Source organism: Hydrogenophaga sp. T66 (assembly GCF_057219855.1).
This window is the reverse complement of the sequence record NZ_JBXVVX010000002.1, coordinates 537,118-554,735: the sequence shown is the minus strand read 5'-3', so window position 1 is coordinate 554,735 and position 17,618 is coordinate 537,118. Positions and strand designations below refer to the sequence as shown.

The window sequence follows — 17,618 nt, the reverse complement described above, 5'->3', positions numbered from 1 at the left end:
CCATGATCCGCGAAGAGCGCCTCGCCTCCCTGTCGCCTGACCAGCCGATCGACCTTCTGGTCGTGGGTGGTGGTGCAACCGGACTGGGCGTGGCGCTCGACGCGGCGTTGCGGGGCTTTTCGGTGGTGCTCGCCGAATCCCACGACTTCGCGGGAGGCACGTCCTCCCGCTCCACCAAGTTGCTGCATGGGGGTGTGCGCTACCTCGCCCAAGGCAACCTCTCGCTGGTGCGGGAGGCGCTGGCCGAGCGAGCCACCGTGCTCAGCGTGGCGCCCCACCTCGCGCAGCCACTGCCCTTCGTCATGCCGTCCTACCGCTGGTGGCAGACGCCCTTTTACGGCCTCGGCCTGAAGCTCTACGACCTGCTGGCGGGCCAGGCCGGCCTGGGACGCACCGAATTTCTCTCCCGCGCCCAGGCCCTCCAGGCCCTGCCAGGTGTGCAGGAGCGCGGACTGCGCGGCGGCGTCCAGTACTGGGACGGTCAGTTTGACGACGCCCGCCTCGCCCTCGCGCTGGCCCGCACCGCCGAAGCCGCGGGCGGACGCCTGTTCAATTACCTCGAAGTCACCGGCCTGCAGGCCGATGGCGATCTCACCCGCGCCAGCCTCCTGGACCGCCTCGGCGGCGCCACACGGACCGTTCGTGCCCGCTGCGTCGTCAATGCGACCGGCGTTTGGGTGGACGCGTTGCGCAACGCTGCCGGCACGCCGTCGCGCATGGTCAGTCCCAGCCAGGGCGTGCACGTGGTGGTGGACCGGGATTTCCTGCCCGGACACCACGCCCTGCTGGTGCCCCGCACGCGGGACGGGCGGGTGCTGTTTGCCGTGCCCTGGCTTGGCAAACTCATCCTCGGCACCACCGACACCCCCCGCACCGATCTGCCCCGCGAACCCGACGCCTTCGCTGACGAGCTGGACTTCATCCTCAGCGAAGCGGGGCGCGCGCTCAGCCGACCGGTGCGCCGGCGCGACATCCGCAGCCTGTGGGTCGGTTTGCGCCCCCTGGTGGCGCCACCGGCGTCGGCCGACGGCGAAACCCGTCGGCTGTCCCGCGAGCACACCATCGTCCTCGACGGGCGCCTCGTCACCGTCACCGGCGGCAAATGGACCACCTACCGTGCCATGGCCGAGGACGTGATGGCGCGCTGCTTTGGCGCCGGGCTGTTGCCGGTCCGCGCGGGCGGTCAAACCGCGCACCGGCGGCTGGTCGGCGCTCCCGCCACGGCCCTCCACACCCCCTTGCACGCCAACCCCGGGCTCCACCTGTTCGGCACAGAGGCCGACGAAGTGAGTGCTTGCGGATCCGGAGCCTCACTGGGCATGGGCTTGACTGACGCCGTCGTGCGTCACGCCTTCCGCCGGGAGCACGCCCGAACTGTCGAAGACGTGCTGGCCCGCCGCTGGCGTTCCCTCTTTCTCGACGCCGCCGAAGCGGCCCGCATGGCGCCTGCGGTCGCCGACATCCTCGCGCAGGAGGCCGCACGGGCCGGCTTGGCGCCCCGCCCTTCGGAAGAAATCGACGCCTTTCTGACGCTCACCCGGCATTACCTGCCGATCGTTTGACAACCCGGACAGGGCATGTCATACTGCGCGGCTTCGCTGTAAAAAGCGGACAGCTTTCTGCCCACCGAAGGGCGGTGAGAGGCGCGTCAAGCGTCTGTTGCTGCCTGTACGACGGGCCCAAGACTGATCACCTCCGGCCACGGTGGCTCGAGGGATTCAAGTTGGGACTTAAATCAAATGATTCAAACGCAATCTCGACTCGATGTTGCTGACAACACGGGTGCGAAATCCGTGATGTGCATCAAGGTGCTCGGCGGCTCCAAGCGCCGCTACGCCAGCGTGGGTGATGTCATCAAGGTCAGCATCAAGGAAGCAGCGCCGCGTGGCCGCGTCAAAAAAGGCGAGGTCTACAACGCCGTGGTGGTCCGCACCGCCAAGGGCATCCGCCGCCAGGACGGCGCCCTGATCAAGTTCGACGGCAACGCCGCCGTGCTGCTCAACGCCAAGCTCGAGCCCATCGGCACCCGCATCTTCGGCCCGGTCACGCGCGAGTTGCGCACCGAGAAGTTCATGAAGATCGTGTCCCTGGCACCCGAGGTTCTCTGAGGATCCATCCATGAACAAGATTCGTACAGGCGACGAAGTCATCGTCATCGCCGGCCGTGACAAAGGCAAGCGCGGCAAGGTTGTGAGCCGTGCCACCGAAGAACATGTCGTGGTCGAGGGTGTCAACACCGTCAAGAAGCACGCCAAGCCCAACCCGATGAAGGGTGTGACCGGCGGCATCATCGAGAAAACCATGCCCATCCACCAGTCCAACGTGGCGATCTTCAACGCCGCCACGGGCAAGGCGGATCGCGTGGGCGTGAAAGTCCTGGCTGACGGCAAGAAAGTGCGCGTCTACAAGTCCAGCGGCGAAGAAATCAAGGTGGCATGACCATGGCACGACTGCAACAACACTACCGCGAGAAGGTGGTCCCCGAGCTGACCAAGAAGTTCGGTTACAAGTCCGTGATGGAGGTGCCCCGCATCACCAAGATCACCCTGAACATGGGTGTGAGCGAGGCGGTGGCCGACAAGAAGGTCATGGACCACGCCGTCGGCGATCTGACCAAAATCTCCGGCCAGAAGCCCGTCGTGACCCGCGCCCGCAAGGCAATTGCCGGTTTCAAGATCCGTGAACAGCAAGCCATCGGCTGCATGGTGACGCTGCGCGGCGCCCGCATGTACGAATTCCTGGACCGCTTCGTCACCGTGGCCCTGCCCCGCGTGCGCGACTTCCGCGGTATCTCGGGCCGTTCTTTTGATGGTCGCGGCAACTACAACGTGGGCGTCAAGGAACAGATCATCTTCCCCGAGATCGAGTACGACAAGGTGGACGCCCTGCGCGGCCTGAACATCAGCATCACGACGACCGCCAAGACCGACGAGGAGTGCAAGGCACTGCTGGCGGGTTTCCGTTTCCCCTTCAAGAACTGAGGTGGCGCGTGGCCAAACAAGCACTGCTCCAACGTGAACTCAAGCGCGAGAAGCTCGCCGCCAAGTTCGCCAACAAATACAACGAACTGAAGGCCATCGCCGGCGACGCCAAGAAGTCGGACGAAGAGCGCGATGCCGCTCGCCTGGCGCTGCAGAAGCTGCCCCGCAATGCGAACCCGACCCGCCAGCGCAACCGCTGCGAGATCACCGGCCGTCCGCGTGGCACCTTCAACCACTTCGGTCTGGCGCGCGCCAAGGTGCGCGAGATGGCCTTTGCCGGCGAAATCCCCGGCATCACCAAAGCCAGCTGGTAAGCCTTAGGAGAACCCCCATGAGCATGAGTGATCCTATCGCCGACATGTTGACCCGCATCCGCAACGCACAGATGGTCGAAAAGACCAGCGTGACGATGCCGGCTTCCAAGGTGAAAACTGCCATCGCCCAGGTCCTGAAGGACGAGGGCTACATCGACGGTTTCCAGGTCAAGACCACGGGCGGCAAGAGCGAGCTCGAGATTGCCCTGAAGTACTACGCCGGTCGCCCGGTGATCGAGCGCATCGAGCGCGTCAGCCGCCCCGGCCTGCGGATCTACCGCGGCCGCCACGACATCCCGCAGGTCCAGAACGGTCTGGGCGTGGCGATCGTCACCACGCCGCGTGGCGTGATGACCGATCGCAAGGCCCGAGCGGTCGGCGTCGGTGGCGAAGTGCTGTGTTACGTCGCCTGACGCGCTAAGGAGAGACAAACATGTCCCGTATCGGTAAGCTGCCGGTCGCGATCCCCGCCGGGGTCGAAGTGGCCGTCAAGGACGACCAGATCAACGTCAAGGGCGCCAATGGCGCGCTGTCGCTCAACCAGAGCGCGCTGGTCAAGGTCGAGAACAAGGGCGCCGCGCTGAGCTTCACCCCGGTGAACGACTCCCGCGAAGCCAACGCCATGTCCGGCACCATGCGTCAGCTGGTGAACAACATGGTCAACGGCGTCAGCAAGGGCTTCGAGAAGAAGCTCAGCCTGATTGGCGTGGGCTACAAGGCCCAGGCCCAAGGCGCCAAGCTCAACCTGAGCGTCGGTTTCTCCCACCCGGTGATCATCGACATGCCCGCCGGCATCAAGGTCGAGACCCCCACGCCGACCGAGATCGTCATCAAGGGTGCCGATCGTCAGCGCGTGGGCCAGGTGGCCTCCGAGGTGCGTGCGGTCCGTCCTCCCGAGCCCTACAAGGGCAAGGGCATCCGTTATGCGGATGAGAAGGTCGTGATCAAGGAAACCAAGAAGAAATAAGGACGCCGATCATGCTGACGAAGAAAGAACAACGTCTGCGCCGCGCCCGCCAAACGCGCATTCGCATCGCCCAACAGGGCGCCGTGCGCCTGACGGTCAACCGCACCAACCTGCACATCTACGCCAACGTCATCTCCGGCGACGGCAGCCGCGTGCTGGCCTCGGCGTCGACCGCCGAAAAGGAAGTGCGTGCTCAACTCGGCGCTGCCGGCAAGGGCGGCAACGCCTCCGCTGCCGCGCTGATCGGCAAGCGCATCGCTGAGAAAGCGAAGGCCGCGGGCATCGAGAAAGTCGCGTTCGACCGTTCCGGTTTTGCCTATCACGGCCGCGTGAAGGCCCTCGCAGAAGCTGCCCGCGAGGCCGGCCTGCAGTTCTGACGACACGGGATACCAACATGGCTAAGTTTCAGGCAAACATCAAAAACGAAGCGAACGACGACGGTCTGCGCGAGAAGATGATCGCGATCAACCGCGTGACCAAGGTGGTCAAGGGCGGTCGCATCCTCGGTTTCGCCGCTCTGACGGTCGTGGGCGACGGCGATGGCCGCGTCGGCATGGGCAAGGGCAAGGCGCGTGAAGTGCCGGTCGCCGTGCAGAAGGCCATGGAGCAGGCCCGCCGCAACATGATCAAGGTGTCGCTGAAGAACGGTTCCCTGCACCACGAGGTGCGTGGCGAACACGGTGCCTCCAGCGTGATGATGCTGCCCGCCGTCAAGGGCACCGGCATCATCGCCGGCGGCCCGATGCGCGCGGTCTTCGAGGTGCTCGGCGTCACCGACGTCGTCGCCAAGAGCCACGGCTCGAGCAACCCCTACAACCTCGTGCGTGCCACGCTGGACGCCCTGCAGAACTCCACCACCCCTGCCGAAGTCGCTGCCAAGCGCGGCAAGACGGTGGAAGAAATCCTGGGCTGAAAGGATTGACCATGAGCACCCAAAACACCGTCAAGATCCAACTCGTGCGCAGCCCGATTGGCTGCAAGCAGGATCACCGCGCCACCGTGCGCGGGCTGGGTCTGCGCAAGCTCAACAGCGTGAGCGAGCTGCAGGACACGCCCGCCGTGCGCGGCATGATCAACAAGATCAGCTACCTGGTCAAAGTTCTCTGATCGGAGTCCCGAGATGCAACTCAACACCATCAAGCCCGCCGATGGCGCCAAGCACGCCAAGCGTCGCGTGGGTCGCGGCATCGGCTCTGGCCTGGGCAAGACCGCCGGCCGTGGCCACAAAGGCCAGAAATCGCGTTCGGGTGGCTACCACAAGGTTGGCTTCGAAGGCGGTCAAATGCCGCTGCAGCGCCGTCTGCCGAAGCGGGGCTTCAAGTCCGCTTCGCTGCCGTTCAACGCCGAAGTCACGCTGGCTGACCTGAACGCCCTCGAAGCCACCGAGATTGACGTGCTCACGCTCAAACAGGCGGGCCTCGTGTCCAACCTGGCCAAGCGCGTGAAGGTCATCAAGACCGGCGAGATCACCCGCAAGGTGACCCTCAAGGACGTCGCTGCCACCGCGGGCGCCAAAGCGGCCATCGAGGCTGCCGGCGGCGCCGTGGCCTGACATCAACGGCACAACCGCTGATCACCAACGTGGCCACCGCTTCTCCGTCCCTCGCGAAGACCGGCAAGTTCGGCGACCTGCGTCGCCGGCTGGTCTTCCTGCTGCTCGCGCTGGTTGTTTACCGGATCGGGGCGCACATCCCTGTGCCCGGCATCGATCCGACGCAGCTCGCGCAGCTGTTCAAGAGCCAGCAGGGCGGCATTCTGAGCTTGTTCAACATGTTCTCCGGTGGCGCGCTGTCGCGCTTCACCGTGTTCGCGTTGGGCATCATGCCGTACATCTCGGCCTCGATCATCATGCAGCTGATGACTTACGTCGTCCCGGCGTTTGAGCAGCTGAAGAAGGAAGGCGAGGCCGGCCGGCGCAAGATCACGCAGTACACCCGGTATGGAACGCTGGGTCTGGCCATCTTCCAGGCCATGGGCATTGCCCTTGCCCTGGAGGGTTCGCCGGGCCTGGTGATCGATCCGGGCATGGGTTTCCGTCTGACCGCGGTGGTCAGCCTCGTGGCCGGCACGATGTTCCTGATGTGGCTGGGCGAGCAAATCACCGAGCGCGGTCTGGGCAATGGCATCTCCATCCTGATCTTCGCCGGCATCGCCGCGGGTTTGCCCAGCGCGGTGGGTGGGTTGTTGGAGCTGGTTCGCACCGGCGCCATGAGCATCATCGCGTCGCTGTTCATCATCGCGCTGGTGTTGCTGGTGACTTACTTTGTGGTGTTCGTGGAGCGCGGCCAGCGGAAGATCCTGGTCAACTACGCCCGCCGCCAGGTCGGCAACAAGGTGTACGGTGGCCAGTCTTCGCACCTGCCGCTCAAGCTGAACATGGCCGGCGTGATTCCGCCCATCTTCGCTTCGTCGATCATCCTTCTGCCCACGACCGTGGTGAGCTGGGTGAGCACCGGTGATTCGACGCGGTGGTTGCGCGACATCGCTGCGGCGCTGTCGCCCGGGCAGCCGATTTACGTGGCGCTCTACGCCGCAGCCATCGTGTTTTTCTGCTTCTTCTACACGGCGCTGGTGTTCAACAGCCGCGAAACCGCCGACAACCTGAAGAAGAGTGGTGCCTTCATCCCGGGCATCCGGCCGGGCGATCAGACCGCGCGCCACATCGACAAGATTCTGCTGCGCTTGACGCTGGCCGGTGCTGTGTACATCACCGCTGTCTGTCTGCTGCCTGAGTTTCTGATTCTTGAATACAACGTGCCGTTCTATTTCGGTGGAACGTCGCTGCTGATCATCGTGGTGGTCACCATGGATTTCATGGCCCAGGTGCAGAACTACGTGATGTCCCAGCAGTACGAATCCCTGTTGAAGAAGGCCAACTTCAAAACCGGTTCGGGCAATTGATGGATTGAGTTCGTATGGCGAAGGACGACGTCATCGAGATGCAGGGCGAGGTGATTGAAAATCTCCCCAATGCGACCTTCCGCGTCAAGCTCGAGAACGGGCATGTCGTGTTGGGTCACATCTCCGGCAAGATGCGGATGCACTACATCCGCATCCTGCCCGGCGACAAGGTGAAAGTCGAACTCACGCCGTACGACCTGACCCGGGCCCGTATCGTGTTCCGCGCCAAGTGAGCGCGCCGTTGAATTGATATTGAATTTCTAGGAGAAGACAATGAGAGTTTCGGCTTCCGTGAAGAAAATGTGCCGCAACTGCAAGATCATCAAGCGCCACGGCGTTGTGCGCGTGATTTGTACTGACCCGCGTCACAAACAGCGTCAAGGCTGATCAGGCATCGTTAGAGGATCAACATGGCTCGTATTGCAGGCATCAACATTCCGCCGCACAAGCACGCCGAAATCGGCTTGACGGCAATCTTTGGCATCGGTCGCACCCGCGCACGCAAGATCTGCGAGGCGTGCGGCATCGCCTACGACAAGAAGATCAAGGACCTGACCGACGCGGAACTCGAAAAAGTCCGTGACGCGGTCGGCACCTACACGATCGAAGGTGACCTGCGGCGCGAGACCACCATGAACATCAAGCGACTGATGGACATCGGTTGCTACCGTGGCTTCCGTCACCGCCGTGGTCTGCCCGTGCGCGGCCAGCGCACGAAGACCAACGCCCGCACGCGCAAGGGCCCCCGCAAGGCCGCCCAGTCGCTGAAGAAGTAATCGGATCGAAGGACCCCCATGGCCAAGTCTCCTGCCAGCAACGCCGCCGCGCGCGTGCGCAAGAAGGTTCGCAAGAACATTGCCGATGGCATTGCCCACGTGCACGCCTCGTTCAACAACACCATCATCACGATCACCGATCGCCAGGGCAACGCACTGTCGTGGGCGTCTTCGGGTGGCCAGGGTTTCAAGGGCTCGCGCAAGTCGACGCCGTTTGCCGCTCAGGTCGCTTCCGAAGTGGCCGGCCGCGCCGCCATGGAGCAGGGCATCAAGAACCTCGACGTCGAGATCAAGGGTCCTGGCCCGGGTCGCGAGTCGTCGGTGCGAGCGCTCGGCGCACTCGGCATTCGCATCACGTCGATCTCCGACGTGACGCCGGTGCCGCACAACGGCTGCCGCCCCCAGAAGCGCCGCCGCATCTGAGCGCGCTGCCGCCTGGCGCGGTACAATCGCCGGTTTCCCGTCGCCACCGCAGCTGCCTGCGGTGGCATTTTTGCTAAGCCCACCGCCTCCGCGACTGTCGGAAGGCTCCCGCTGCAGGCACTTGCCTCGGCAGCGGCAGTGTGATCAATGAAGGAACCCACGTGGCACGTTACCTCGGCCCCAAGGCCAAACTTTCCCGCCGTGAAGGCACGGACCTGCTGCTCAAGAGCGCGCGCCGCTCGATCAGCGACAAGGCGAAATTTGATTCCAAGCCCGGCCAGCACGGCCGCACCTCGGGTCAGCGGACCTCCGATTTCGGCGTCCAGCTGCGCGAGAAGCAGAAGGTCAAGCGGATGTATGGCGTGTTGGAGCGTCAGTTCCGCCGCTATTTTGCGGAGGCTGACCGCCGCCGTGGCAACACCGGCTCGAACCTGCTGAGCCTGCTGGAGTCCCGTCTGGACAACGTGGTGTTCCGCATGGGTTTTGCCTCGACCCGCGCCGAAGCCCGCCAGCTCGTGAGCCACAAGGCGATCACGGTCAATGGCCAGCCGGTGAACATCCCCTCCTTCCTCGTGAAGGCCAACGATGTGGTCGCCGTGCGCGACAAGTCGAAGAAACAAGCCCGCGTGGTGGAGGCCCTGGAGTTGGCCAAGCAGATCGGTTTCCCCGGTTGGGTGGACGTCTCCGTCGACAAGGTCGAGGGTGTCTTCAAGAAGGCCCCGGACCGCGACGAGTTCGGCTCGGACATCAACGAGTCGCTGATCGTCGAACTCTATTCGCGTTAATCCCGTTCCCGGCACGCCCGCGCGGCGCGCCCGGGCCATGCTCCGTCTGCCTTATCGGTGTAACGAGCCGAGGGTCCTGAAGGAAGTTGAATGCTGAACAATCTGCTCAAGCCCAAAACCATCAACGTCGAGCAACTCTCGGCCAACCGCGCCAAGGTCACGCTAGAGCCGTTCGAGCGCGGCTACGGCCACACGCTGGGCAACGCCCTGCGCCGCGTCCTGCTGTCGTCGATGGTGGGTCATGCGCCGACCGAGGTGACGATCGCCGGGGTGGTGCACGAGTATTCGTCCATCGATGGCGTCCAGGAAGACGTCGTCAACCTGTTGCTCAACCTCAAGGGCGTGGTGTTCAAACTCCACAACCGCGATGAAGTCACGCTGAGCCTGCGCAAGGATGGTGAGGGTGTGGTCACCGCGGCCGACATCCAGACGCCCCATGACGTGGAAATCGTCAACCCGGATCACGTGATCGCGACCCTGTCGGCCGGCGCCAAGCTGGACATGCAGATCAAGGTCGAGAAAGGCCGTGGCTATGTGCCGGGCAACCTGCGCCGGGGCGACGAGCAATCGCGCTCGATTGGTCGGATCGTGCTTGATGCGTCCTTTTCGCCGGTGAAGCGCGTGAGCTACACGGTCGAGAGCGCCCGCGTGGAGCAGCGCACCGACCTTGACAAGCTGGTGCTGGAAATCGAGACCAACGGCTCGATCGGTCCGGAAGAAGCGGTCCGCGCGTCGGCCAAAATCCTGGTAGAACAACTCGCTGTGTTCGCGCAGCTCGAAGGCGATCCGCTGGGCAACTTCACTGCCGACCCGCAGCAGCGCACCTCGCAGCAGTTCGATCCGATCCTGCTGCGCCCGGTGGACGAGCTCGAGTTGACCGTCCGCTCGGCCAACTGCCTGAAGGCCGAGAATATCTATTACATCGGTGACCTGATTCAGCGCACCGAGAACGAGTTGCTCAAGACCCCCAACCTCGGTCGCAAGTCGCTCAACGAAATCAAGGAAGTGCTCGCTTCGCGCGGCCTCACGCTGGGCATGAAGCTCGAGAACTGGCCTCCCGCCGGTCTTGACAAGCACTGATTCTCATCACCCCTGAGCCCTCGGGCCAGCGCCTGACGAACCGCCGGTACCTGATCCGGCCGGCGGCAAAAAACGGAAAGGAAATACCATGCGTCACGGACACGGACTTCGCAAACTGAACCGCACCAGCGAGCACCGCCTGGCGATGCTGCGCAACATGATGAATTCGCTGCTGACGCACGAAGCCATCAAGACCACGCTGCCCAAGGCCAAGGAGCTGCGCCGCGTGGTGGAGCCGATGATCACCCTGGCCAAAGAACCGACGCTGGCGAACCGCCGGCTGGCCTTTGACCGACTGCGCGATCGCGATGTCGTGGTGAAGCTGTTCAACGAACTCGGCCCGCGCTTCAAGGCGCGTCCGGGCGGCTACACCCGCATCCTGAAGATGGGCTTCCGCGTGGGCGACAACGCGCCGATGGCGCTGGTCGAACTCGTGGATCGCGCGGAACCGGCCGCAGCGGCCGATGACAGCGCGAAAGCGTGATATACTAGAAGGCTTGACGCGCGGTGGAGCAGCCTGGTAGCTCGTTGGGCTCATAACCCAAAGGTCGCAAGTTCAAATCTTGCCCGCGCAACCAACATTCGCCGGTCGCCAAACCGGCATCAAGAAAGCCTCCCCTCGGGAGGCTTTTTTCATGGGCTCGCGCGGTGTGGCCCCGCTCCGGCGACTGTGTGACCCCCAGAGGCCGGGATGGTCGCGCTCGTGGCGTCGTTCGACATCGCGTCTGGGTGGTTGGTCACCCGGTCGGCTCGTTCGCGTCGAGCCACCTGTCGCCGACCTCGCGAGGACGGCCCAAGCCGCGAGATTAAGCCGCCCAAAACCGCATCATTTCGGCGGATCGGCGTCCCCCATCCCGGGGATCATCCCCTGTGCGTGGTTACCCGTGAGCGTGAAGAAATCCCTTAACGCGGCAGGGATTTGAATGCCTAAGGCTTCAGCCGACGCCTTCGCCACCGATATCACGTTCGTTGCAGACCTCGAGGGGTCGGCGTTGCAGTGGTGTTTGTCCTGTCCAGGGAGGTGATGCGTGGATGCTTTTCTCGCGCGCTTGTCGGTGCGCAATCGACTGAGGGTGCTGTGCGGCGTGTTTATCGCCGTGATCGGTTTGGTCTTTCTGATGGGGATGCTCCTCGCGCGCGCGGAAACGGCGGCGTTGCGGGACGTATACGAGGTGCGCGTACTGCCCCTGACGCAGATGCGTTCGGTGGCGGACCAGTACGCCGTGCAAATGGTCGACGCGGCCCACAAGGCGGCCGATGGCTCGTTCACCCCGGCGCAGGCGCTTGACGCGATTGCGTCGGCGCGACGCCAGATCGCCATCGACTGGGCCGCCTACCTCGATCGACCCACCGATGAGGCGGAGCGTGAGCTGATCGACAAGCTCAAGCCCTTGATGGAGGCGGCCGACCGGTCCATCGCCGAGGCCGAGGTGGCACTGCGGGCCAACGACCTCCCGACGCTGCAGGCATACACCGCGCAGAAGATGTACCCGGTGTTCGATCCGATGCAGGCGGTGGTGGGCGACCTGATCAATCTGCAAGCCCGCGAGGCCAAGGAAACCTACCAACTGGGCCAGCGGATCGCGCGCGACGGGCTGCTTGCCATGGCCAGCGCGTCGCTCTTCGCGTTGATCGTCGGCGTGTGGATTGCCCACATCATCATTGCGCGTCTGGACCGATCGCTCGGCGGTGAACCGCGGGAGGTGCGGCAGGTGGCGAACGCGATTGCGGCCGGCGACCTGACGGTGACCGTGCCGGTGCGCCCGGGTGACGACGACAGCATCATGGCGGCGATGGCGGGCATGAGCGACCAGCTGCGGCGCACGGTGCGGGCCGTGCGGTCCAATGCCGACGCGGTGGCGGCCGCGAGCGAGCAGATCTCGCGCGATCACCACGAATTGGCCGAACGCACCGAGCAGCAGGCCACGGCCTTGCAGCAGACGGCGTCCTCCATGGAGCAGGTGGGCGCCACGGTGAAGAACAACACGGACAACGCCCGCCAGGCGAGCCAGCTGGCGCAGGAGGCCGCGCGGGTGGCGGCCGAGGGCGGACAGGTCGTGGGCAATGTCGTGGCGACCATGGGCGCGATCAGCCAGAGCAGCCAGCGCATCAGCGACATCATCGGCGTGATCGACGGGATTGCCTTCCAGACCAACATCCTGGCGCTGAATGCCGCGGTGGAGGCCGCGCGCGCCGGCGAGCAGGGTCGCGGTTTCGCCGTGGTCGCCGGCGAAGTGCGCAATCTCGCGCAACGCAGCGCCGAGGCCGCCCGCGAGATCAAGGGCCTGATCACCCAGAGCGGCGACCAGGTCGACGCGGGTGTCGCGCTGGTCGACCGGGCAGGCGCCACCATGAACGACGTGGTCCGATCCATCGAGCGCGTGGCGAGCCTGGTGCAGGGCATCAGCCACGCCAGCGAAGAGCAGTCGGCCGGCGTCAACCTGATGGGTCAGGCGGTGCACCAGCTCGACGAGGTCACGCATCGCAACGTCAACATGGTCGAAGAAGGCGCGGCGGCCGCACAGCAGCTCAATGAGCAGGCGCACCGCATGGTCGAGGTGATGAAGGTGTTCCGGCTGGAGCCGACGCGCACCTGATGACCGTCAGCCGCGGATGGGGCCGGGGGTGACCAGCATGTCGATGGCCTCGCGCAAGGCCACCGGCATGGCCTGGGCCCTTTGCACCAGGGGGTTGGCGCTGTAGCGGTGACCGGCGGGCAGCCAGTGGAGCCGCACGCCCAGCATCTGCAGCCCCTGCGCGGATTCGACCAGCTCAAAGTCCGACACCAGTTCCCGACCGTCCAGCAGCGTGACGGCCCCGGCACCGATCACCTCGATCGCGGTGCCGCGCTCAACGATGAGCGCCGTGTCTTCGTCGATACCGACCCCGAGCTGCTGCGGTCGTTGCGCCAGTGCCGACATCAGGCGGGCAAGCCGGCCACGTTCGGCGAAGTGCTGATCGATCATGGCCCGGTGTAAAAAGCCCAGGCCGAGATCAAAGGCGGCCGCTCCCTTCACAGGCAACCGCGTCGCGCTGCCCTGCGCGATCATGTGGCGGGACATGACGGCGGCGCCCGCGCTGGTGCCGCCGACACACGCACCGCGCAGGTGGTAGGCCACGTGCAGTGCGCGGAAGGCGGCGGTCTCCCAGATCAGGTCCATCAGCCGGTTCTGGTCGCCGCCAGAAATGAAGATGCCGTCGGCTTCCAGGATCAGGTCCGTGACGGCGGCGCTGTCCGCCGCCACGCGGTCGGGCACCGGAATCGGCGCGCGGTCGCTCACGCCCAGCGCGCCAAACACCGCGTCGTAGGTGGCCCACGCGCCGTCCGGGTCGCCGCTGGCCGCGCTCAGCACCCGAATCTTGGCGCCGGGGCCGCCCGCCAGCTCCACAAACCGGCGCAGGATCACCCGGTCGTGGCGCTTGTCTTCGGCCCCCCCGATGACCACCAGTTTGCCGCGCCGGCGTTCAGCGGCGGCGCCCCCGGGGACGGCCGAGGCCCAGGCGGCGGCGGGCAATACCATCAGCGCGCGTCGTTTCAGCATCCGCGAATTGTAGAAAGCCCCGACCACTCGCTCCGGAATCATTTCGAAAAAAGCGATCTGAAAATCAGTCTCGATCTGCTTTTTTCGGGGTATGAATGCCCCTACCCTGCGCCGTCCGTAGTCTTTATTCGAGGGGAAATCCATGCGACTGTTTTCTTTGTGCGCGGCCATCCTGGCCGTGGGTCTGTCGGTGGCGGTGGTCGACACCGCCGAAGCCGCTAAGCGCCTGGGCGGCGGCAAGTCCGTGGGCATGCAGCGCGACATGAACACGCCGAAGCCGGCGAACACCAACAACGCCACGCCCGCCCAGACCCCGGGCGCCCCGAATGCCGCTGCCGCCCCGGCCGCGGCCGCCACCGGCGCCGCCGCCGCGGGCAGCCGTTCCTGGCTCGGCCCGGTCGCTGGCATCGCCGCCGGCCTGGGTCTGGCCGCGCTGGCCTCGCACCTCGGTTTTGGCGAGGAGCTGGCTTCCTTCCTGCTGATTGCGCTGGTCGTGATGGTGGCCCTGGGCGTGCTGGGCTTCTTCCTGCGCAAGCGCGCGCAGCAGGCCATGGGCGGCAACCGCATGGCGTATGCGCCGGCCGGCGCCGGCCTGGGTCAACAACCGGCGGTCAACCGCGGGTATGACGTGCAAATGCCTGCGGGCGGCGCCAGCGTGGCCGCGCCGACGGCAGCCCGCGCGTGGCCGGCCGGCTTCGACGCCGAGGGATTTGCCCGCAACGCCAAGGTGCAGTTCATCCGCCTGCAGGCCGCCCACGACGCCGGTGATCTGGACGACATCCGCCAGTTCACCACGCCGGAAATGTTCGCCGAGATCCGCATGGACCTCGCCGAAAGCAAGGAGCGCGGCCGCAACGACGTGGAGCAGCTCGACGCCGAGGTGCTGGACGTGGAAGAAGGCCTGATGACTTACACCGTGAGCGTGCGCTTCGAAGGCCGCATTCGCGACCTCGACACCCAGGCCGTGGACACCTTCCGCGAGATCTGGCACCTGAGCAAGCCGCGCAACGGCGAAGGCGGCTGGGTCATCGCCGGCATCCAGCAGGCCTGACCTGCCACGCCGCGGCCGGGCCGCGGTAACCTCGGGGCCATGAAGTTGCTGGCCCCGCTGCGTTACCTCGTTGCCCTGGCCGAGCACCAACACTACGCCCGCGCCGCGCAGGCCTGCCACATCACGCAGCCGGCGCTGTCCAACGCGGTGCGCGCGCTGGAATCGGCGTTCGGCACCCCGCTCGTGCGGCGCGGCCGCACGTACGCCGGGCTGACCCCGGAAGGCGAGCTGGTGCTGGCCAGTGCGCGGCGCCTGTTGGCCGAAGCGGCCGCCCTCGAACAGACCCTCTCCAGCCGCACCGGTGAGCCGGTCGGCGAGTTGCGCTTGGGCGCCGTGCCTTCGGCCTTGCCGGTGGCCACCCGTTTCGCCGCGGCGCTGCATGCCGCGCACCCGCGCGTGCGCACCACGCTGCTCTCGCTCAACTCCGACGACATCGAGCGCGGGCTGCGCGATCGGGCCCTCGACCTCGGTCTGGGTTTCCTCGCCCGTGTGCCCGCCGGTGGCGCCTTCGAGCTCTGGCCGCAATACGACGAGCGCCACTACCTCGTCCAGCGGTCCGCCACCCCCGACCCCACCCCCATCCGCTGGGCCGATGCCGCCGCCTTGCCTTTGTGCCTGCTCACGCCCGACATGCACCACCGCCGGCTGGTGGACGAGGCGTTTGCCCGCGCCGGCGTGACCGCCGCGCCGGTGCTGGAGACCAACGCGGTGTTGTCGCTGGCGCTGGCCGTGCAGGCCGGCGACGTGGCCGCCGTGATGCCGGGTGCGCTGGTGGCCGCGCTGGGCGGCGCCGCTGCGGGCCTTAGCGTGCGCCCGCTGGTGGCGCCGGTGGTGACCACGCCGGTGGGCTTCATCGCCCGCCGCGACGACGCGCCACCGCCGGTGCGCGCCGCCGCGCTGGCGCTCGCGCTGGGTGATGCCTGGCGCGCGTCGCTGGTGCCGTGGTGCGGGGCCCTGGGCGCCTGAGCCGGCAGCGTCTGGTCCGACGCATTCACGCCTTGAATGCGCGCATCGCGAAAACCCATTTGACCCCGGGTTCCCGGCGCGCCACAGTGCGCGCATGTCCCTGGCCACCCCCTCACGAGTCATTCCACTGCGCCCTGTGGGCCCCGCGCCGCGCGCGCCGCGTCCCGTTCTCAAGGGCCGACAGCCCGATGCCGCCGCCCGCGCTGCGGTGCGCGACGCCCTGACGCCGCTGGCGGCCGGGGGTCTGCGTCGCGATGCCTTGATCGAATACCTGCACGCACTCAACGACCGAGAAGGCGCTCTGCGCGAAGGCCACCTGGTGGCGCTCGCGGCCGAACTGGGCGTGCCCGTGGTCGAGGTGTTTGAGGTGGCGAGCTTCTACCACCACTTCGACGTGGTGCGCGACGACGCCACGGTGCCGCGCCTGACGGTGCGGGTGTGTGACGGCCTGAGCTGCGCCATGGCGGGAGCCGCCGATCTGCTGGCGCGGCTGCCGGCCCTGCTCGATGCCGACGTGCGCGTGGTCGCGGCGCCGTGCATCGGCCGCTGCGAGACGGCGCCGGCCGCCTTGGTGGGCCAGCGGCCGGTGGGGAACGCCCGCCCCGAAACCGTGGCGGCCGCGGCGCGCGGCGACACTGGGCCGCCGCCCGCCCATCCCGACCTCGTGGACTTCGACGCCTACCGCGCGGCCGGCGGCTACGCGCTGGTGCGGGAACTGGCTGACGGCGTGCGTGACCCGGCCGCGGTGCTGGCCGCGATGGAGTCGTCGGCCCTGCGCGGCCTGGGCGGCGCGGGCTTCCCGGCCGGGCGCAAGTGGCGCATCGTGTCGGGCCAGCCCGGCCCGCGGCTGATGGTGGTCAACATCGACGAAGGCGAGCCCGGCACGTTCAAGGACCGCCACGTGCTGGAGCGCGACCCGCACCGGATGCTCGAAGGCATGCTCGTGGCCGCGCGGGTGGTGGGCATCGACGCGATCTACCTCTACTTGCGCGACGAGTACCCGGACGTGCGCCGCACCCTGAGTGAGGCGCTCGACGCCCTGCGCGCCGCCCCGCCGGCGCCGCTGCCCCGCATCGAGCTGCGCCGCGGCGCCGGCGCCTACATCTGCGGCGAGGAGTCGGCACTGATTGAAAGCGTCGAGGGCCGGCGCGGCGAGCCGCGCCTGCGCCCGCCCTACATCGCCGAGCGCGGCCTGTTCGGCCGGCCGACGCTGGCCCACAACGCCGAGACGCTGGTGTGGGTGCGTGACATCGTCACCCGGGGCGACGAGGCCTTTGCCGCGCACGGCCGCCACGGCCGCCGCGGCCTGCGCCGCTTCAGCGTGAGCGGGCGGGTGCGCGAGCCCGGGGTGAAGCTCGCGCCGGCCGGCATCACGCTGCGCGAACTCATCGACGAGCATTGCGGCGGCATGGCCGACGGCCACACGCTCTACGCCTACCTGCCCGGCGGCGCCAGCGGCGGCATCCTGCCCGCGCGGCTGGCCGATCTGCCGCTGGACTTCGACACCCTGCAGCCCCACGGCTGCTTCATCGGCTCGGCGGCCATCGTCGTGCTCAGCCAGCACGACCGCGCGCGCGACGCCGCCCTCAACACCCTGCGCTTCTTCGCCCATGAGAGCTGCGGGCAGTGCACGCCTTGTCGCGTGGGCACCGCCAAGGCCGCCGCGCTGATGGCCCAGCCGGTGTGGGACGCCGACACCCTGCGCGACCTCGGCGCGGTGATGGCCGATGCCTCGATCTGCGGCCTCGGCCAGGCCGCGCCCAACCCGATCCTGGGCGTGCTCACGCACTTCGCCCACGAGGTCGGTGCCGGCGGAGACCAGCCATGAACGC

24 protein-coding genes and 1 tRNA gene are annotated in these 17,618 nt (G+C 66.7%); 24 read left to right on the top strand and 1 reads right to left on the bottom strand.

Annotated features, from left to right (window positions below; all coding sequences use genetic code 11):
* Window positions 1-2 precede the first annotated feature (2 nt).
* The 21 genes from AC2D80_RS11605 (at window position 3) to AC2D80_RS11505 (ending at window position 12,824) form a co-directional block, all read left to right on the top strand.
* On the top strand, window positions 3-1,562 hold the full coding sequence (locus AC2D80_RS11605) for a glycerol-3-phosphate dehydrogenase/oxidase (RefSeq protein WP_484633170.1): 1,560 nt from the start codon (window positions 3-5) through the stop codon (window positions 1,560-1,562).
* A gap of 177 nt (window positions 1,563-1,739) precedes the next feature.
* Window positions 1,740-2,108 carry a 50S ribosomal protein L14 gene (gene rplN, locus AC2D80_RS11600; RefSeq protein ID WP_009514936.1) on the top strand — a complete coding sequence of 123 codons (369 nt, stop codon included), beginning with the start codon at window positions 1,740-1,742 and terminating at the stop codon, window positions 2,106-2,108.
* A 10-nt stretch (window positions 2,109-2,118) separates the two neighbouring features.
* The gene (rplX, locus tag AC2D80_RS11595) at window positions 2,119-2,439 is read left to right on the top strand and encodes a 50S ribosomal protein L24 (RefSeq protein ID WP_484633169.1); all 321 of its coding nucleotides are present in this window, start codon (window positions 2,119-2,121) and stop codon (window positions 2,437-2,439) included.
* A gap of 2 nt (window positions 2,440-2,441) precedes the next feature.
* Window positions 2,442-2,981 carry a 50S ribosomal protein L5 gene (gene rplE / locus AC2D80_RS11590; protein WP_484633168.1) on the top strand — a complete coding sequence of 180 codons (540 nt, stop codon included), beginning with the start codon at window positions 2,442-2,444 and terminating at the stop codon, window positions 2,979-2,981.
* A gap of 8 nt (window positions 2,982-2,989) precedes the next feature.
* Window positions 2,990-3,295, top strand: coding sequence for a 30S ribosomal protein S14 (gene rpsN / locus AC2D80_RS11585; RefSeq protein WP_484633167.1), 306 nt, complete (start codon window positions 2,990-2,992; stop codon window positions 3,293-3,295).
* Window positions 3,296-3,312: 17 nt separating this feature from the next.
* The gene (gene rpsH / locus AC2D80_RS11580; protein WP_484633166.1) at window positions 3,313-3,708 is read left to right on the top strand and encodes a 30S ribosomal protein S8; all 396 of its coding nucleotides are present in this window, start codon (window positions 3,313-3,315) and stop codon (window positions 3,706-3,708) included.
* Window positions 3,709-3,728: 20 nt separating this feature from the next.
* Complete coding sequence (rplF, locus tag AC2D80_RS11575; protein ID WP_484633165.1) at window positions 3,729-4,262, top strand: 50S ribosomal protein L6; 534 nt, start codon at window positions 3,729-3,731, stop codon at window positions 4,260-4,262.
* Between the two features lie 11 nt (window positions 4,263-4,273).
* Window positions 4,274-4,639: a 50S ribosomal protein L18 gene (rplR, locus tag AC2D80_RS11570; protein WP_484633164.1), complete on the top strand. Its 366-nt coding sequence runs from the start codon at window positions 4,274-4,276 to the stop codon at window positions 4,637-4,639.
* A gap of 17 nt (window positions 4,640-4,656) precedes the next feature.
* Entirely contained in the window at window positions 4,657-5,175 is a 519-nt protein-coding gene (rpsE, locus tag AC2D80_RS11565) for a 30S ribosomal protein S5 (RefSeq protein ID WP_484633163.1), read from the top strand.
* Between the two features lie 11 nt (window positions 5,176-5,186).
* Window positions 5,187-5,369, top strand: coding sequence for a 50S ribosomal protein L30 (gene rpmD, locus AC2D80_RS11560; protein ID WP_374520655.1), 183 nt, complete (start codon window positions 5,187-5,189; stop codon window positions 5,367-5,369).
* Window positions 5,370-5,382: 13 nt separating this feature from the next.
* On the top strand, window positions 5,383-5,814 hold the full coding sequence (gene rplO, locus AC2D80_RS11555) for a 50S ribosomal protein L15 (protein ID WP_484633162.1): 432 nt from the start codon (window positions 5,383-5,385) through the stop codon (window positions 5,812-5,814).
* A 29-nt stretch (window positions 5,815-5,843) separates the two neighbouring features.
* Entirely contained in the window at window positions 5,844-7,163 is a 1,320-nt protein-coding gene (secY, locus tag AC2D80_RS11550) for a preprotein translocase subunit SecY (RefSeq protein ID WP_484633161.1), read from the top strand.
* A 14-nt stretch (window positions 7,164-7,177) separates the two neighbouring features.
* Window positions 7,178-7,396, top strand: coding sequence for a translation initiation factor IF-1 (infA, locus tag AC2D80_RS11545; protein WP_043700245.1), 219 nt, complete (start codon window positions 7,178-7,180; stop codon window positions 7,394-7,396).
* A 40-nt stretch (window positions 7,397-7,436) separates the two neighbouring features.
* Window positions 7,437-7,550 carry a 50S ribosomal protein L36 gene (gene rpmJ / locus AC2D80_RS11540; RefSeq protein ID WP_009514917.1) on the top strand — a complete coding sequence of 38 codons (114 nt, stop codon included), beginning with the start codon at window positions 7,437-7,439 and terminating at the stop codon, window positions 7,548-7,550.
* Between the two features lie 23 nt (window positions 7,551-7,573).
* A complete protein-coding gene (gene rpsM, locus AC2D80_RS11535; RefSeq protein WP_484633160.1) occupies window positions 7,574-7,939 on the top strand; it encodes a 30S ribosomal protein S13 in 366 nt (121 codons plus the stop codon).
* An 18-nt stretch (window positions 7,940-7,957) separates the two neighbouring features.
* Window positions 7,958-8,362, top strand: coding sequence for a 30S ribosomal protein S11 (gene rpsK / locus AC2D80_RS11530; RefSeq protein ID WP_484633159.1), 405 nt, complete (start codon window positions 7,958-7,960; stop codon window positions 8,360-8,362).
* A 161-nt stretch (window positions 8,363-8,523) separates the two neighbouring features.
* A complete protein-coding gene (rpsD, locus tag AC2D80_RS11525) occupies window positions 8,524-9,147 on the top strand; it encodes a 30S ribosomal protein S4 (RefSeq protein ID WP_484633158.1) in 624 nt (207 codons plus the stop codon).
* Between the two features lie 90 nt (window positions 9,148-9,237).
* A complete protein-coding gene (locus AC2D80_RS11520; protein WP_484633157.1) occupies window positions 9,238-10,227 on the top strand; it encodes a DNA-directed RNA polymerase subunit alpha in 990 nt (329 codons plus the stop codon).
* Between the two features lie 88 nt (window positions 10,228-10,315).
* On the top strand, window positions 10,316-10,711 hold the full coding sequence (gene rplQ, locus AC2D80_RS11515) for a 50S ribosomal protein L17 (protein WP_484633156.1): 396 nt from the start codon (window positions 10,316-10,318) through the stop codon (window positions 10,709-10,711).
* Window positions 10,712-10,728: 17 nt separating this feature from the next.
* Window positions 10,729-10,805 (top strand) — tRNA-Met (locus AC2D80_RS11510).
* A 450-nt stretch (window positions 10,806-11,255) separates the two neighbouring features.
* The gene (locus AC2D80_RS11505) at window positions 11,256-12,824 is read left to right on the top strand and encodes a methyl-accepting chemotaxis protein (protein WP_484633155.1); all 1,569 of its coding nucleotides are present in this window, start codon (window positions 11,256-11,258) and stop codon (window positions 12,822-12,824) included.
* A gap of 6 nt (window positions 12,825-12,830) precedes the next feature.
* Here the strand turns inward: AC2D80_RS11505 and AC2D80_RS11500 are convergent, their stop codons facing one another.
* Entirely contained in the window at window positions 12,831-13,913 is a 1,083-nt protein-coding gene (locus AC2D80_RS11500; RefSeq protein ID WP_484633154.1) for a cyanophycinase, read from the bottom strand.
* On the opposite strand from AC2D80_RS11500, the gene AC2D80_RS11495 reads away from it, so the two are divergent.
* The 3 genes from AC2D80_RS11495 (at window position 13,912) to AC2D80_RS11485 (ending at window position 17,614) form a co-directional block, all read left to right on the top strand.
* A complete protein-coding gene (locus AC2D80_RS11495) occupies window positions 13,912-14,820 on the top strand; it encodes a Tim44 domain-containing protein (RefSeq protein ID WP_484633153.1) in 909 nt (302 codons plus the stop codon). The two genes, AC2D80_RS11500 and AC2D80_RS11495, sit on opposite strands and share 2 nt — an antisense overlap.
* 39 nt (window positions 14,821-14,859) lie before the next feature.
* A complete protein-coding gene (locus tag AC2D80_RS11490; RefSeq protein WP_484633152.1) occupies window positions 14,860-15,786 on the top strand; it encodes a LysR family transcriptional regulator in 927 nt (308 codons plus the stop codon).
* A 94-nt stretch (window positions 15,787-15,880) separates the two neighbouring features.
* Window positions 15,881-17,614, top strand: coding sequence for an NADH-ubiquinone oxidoreductase-F iron-sulfur binding region domain-containing protein (locus AC2D80_RS11485; RefSeq protein ID WP_484633151.1), 1,734 nt, complete (start codon window positions 15,881-15,883; stop codon window positions 17,612-17,614).
* The last annotated feature ends 4 nt before the right edge of the window (window positions 17,615-17,618 follow it).

What these genes read in the sequence shown, in the direction of transcription:
- AC2D80_RS11495 (WP_484633153.1), top strand. Translation starts at nt 13,912, where the DNA reads ATGCGACTGTTTTCTTTGTGCGCGGCCATCCTGGCCGTGGGTCTGTCG.
- rplE (WP_484633168.1), top strand. Translation starts at nt 2,442, where the DNA reads ATGGCACGACTGCAACAACACTACCGCGAGAAGGTGGTCCCCGAGCTG.
- AC2D80_RS11490 (WP_484633152.1), top strand. Translation starts at nt 14,860, where the DNA reads ATGAAGTTGCTGGCCCCGCTGCGTTACCTCGTTGCCCTGGCCGAGCAC.
- rpsH (WP_484633166.1), top strand. Translation starts at nt 3,313, where the DNA reads ATGAGCATGAGTGATCCTATCGCCGACATGTTGACCCGCATCCGCAAC.
- rplQ (WP_484633156.1), top strand. Translation starts at nt 10,316, where the DNA reads ATGCGTCACGGACACGGACTTCGCAAACTGAACCGCACCAGCGAGCAC.
- AC2D80_RS11520 (WP_484633157.1), top strand. Translation starts at nt 9,238, where the DNA reads ATGCTGAACAATCTGCTCAAGCCCAAAACCATCAACGTCGAGCAACTC.
- AC2D80_RS11500 (WP_484633154.1), bottom strand. Translation starts at nt 13,913, where the DNA reads ATGGATTTCCCCTCGAATAAAGACTACGGACGGCGCAGGGTAGGGGCA.
- rplN (WP_009514936.1), top strand. Translation starts at nt 1,740, where the DNA reads ATGATTCAAACGCAATCTCGACTCGATGTTGCTGACAACACGGGTGCG.
- rplF (WP_484633165.1), top strand. Translation starts at nt 3,729, where the DNA reads ATGTCCCGTATCGGTAAGCTGCCGGTCGCGATCCCCGCCGGGGTCGAA.
- rpmD (WP_374520655.1), top strand. Translation starts at nt 5,187, where the DNA reads ATGAGCACCCAAAACACCGTCAAGATCCAACTCGTGCGCAGCCCGATT.
- AC2D80_RS11485 (WP_484633151.1), top strand. Translation starts at nt 15,881, where the DNA reads ATGTCCCTGGCCACCCCCTCACGAGTCATTCCACTGCGCCCTGTGGGC.
- rpmJ (WP_009514917.1), top strand. Translation starts at nt 7,437, where the DNA reads ATGAGAGTTTCGGCTTCCGTGAAGAAAATGTGCCGCAACTGCAAGATC.
- rpsK (WP_484633159.1), top strand. Translation starts at nt 7,958, where the DNA reads ATGGCCAAGTCTCCTGCCAGCAACGCCGCCGCGCGCGTGCGCAAGAAG.
- rplX (WP_484633169.1), top strand. Translation starts at nt 2,119, where the DNA reads ATGAACAAGATTCGTACAGGCGACGAAGTCATCGTCATCGCCGGCCGT.
- infA (WP_043700245.1), top strand. Translation starts at nt 7,178, where the DNA reads ATGGCGAAGGACGACGTCATCGAGATGCAGGGCGAGGTGATTGAAAAT.
- rpsE (WP_484633163.1), top strand. Translation starts at nt 4,657, where the DNA reads ATGGCTAAGTTTCAGGCAAACATCAAAAACGAAGCGAACGACGACGGT.
- rplO (WP_484633162.1), top strand. Translation starts at nt 5,383, where the DNA reads ATGCAACTCAACACCATCAAGCCCGCCGATGGCGCCAAGCACGCCAAG.
- AC2D80_RS11605 (WP_484633170.1), top strand. Translation starts at nt 3, where the DNA reads ATGATCCGCGAAGAGCGCCTCGCCTCCCTGTCGCCTGACCAGCCGATC.
- rpsM (WP_484633160.1), top strand. Translation starts at nt 7,574, where the DNA reads ATGGCTCGTATTGCAGGCATCAACATTCCGCCGCACAAGCACGCCGAA.
- rplR (WP_484633164.1), top strand. Translation starts at nt 4,274, where the DNA reads ATGCTGACGAAGAAAGAACAACGTCTGCGCCGCGCCCGCCAAACGCGC.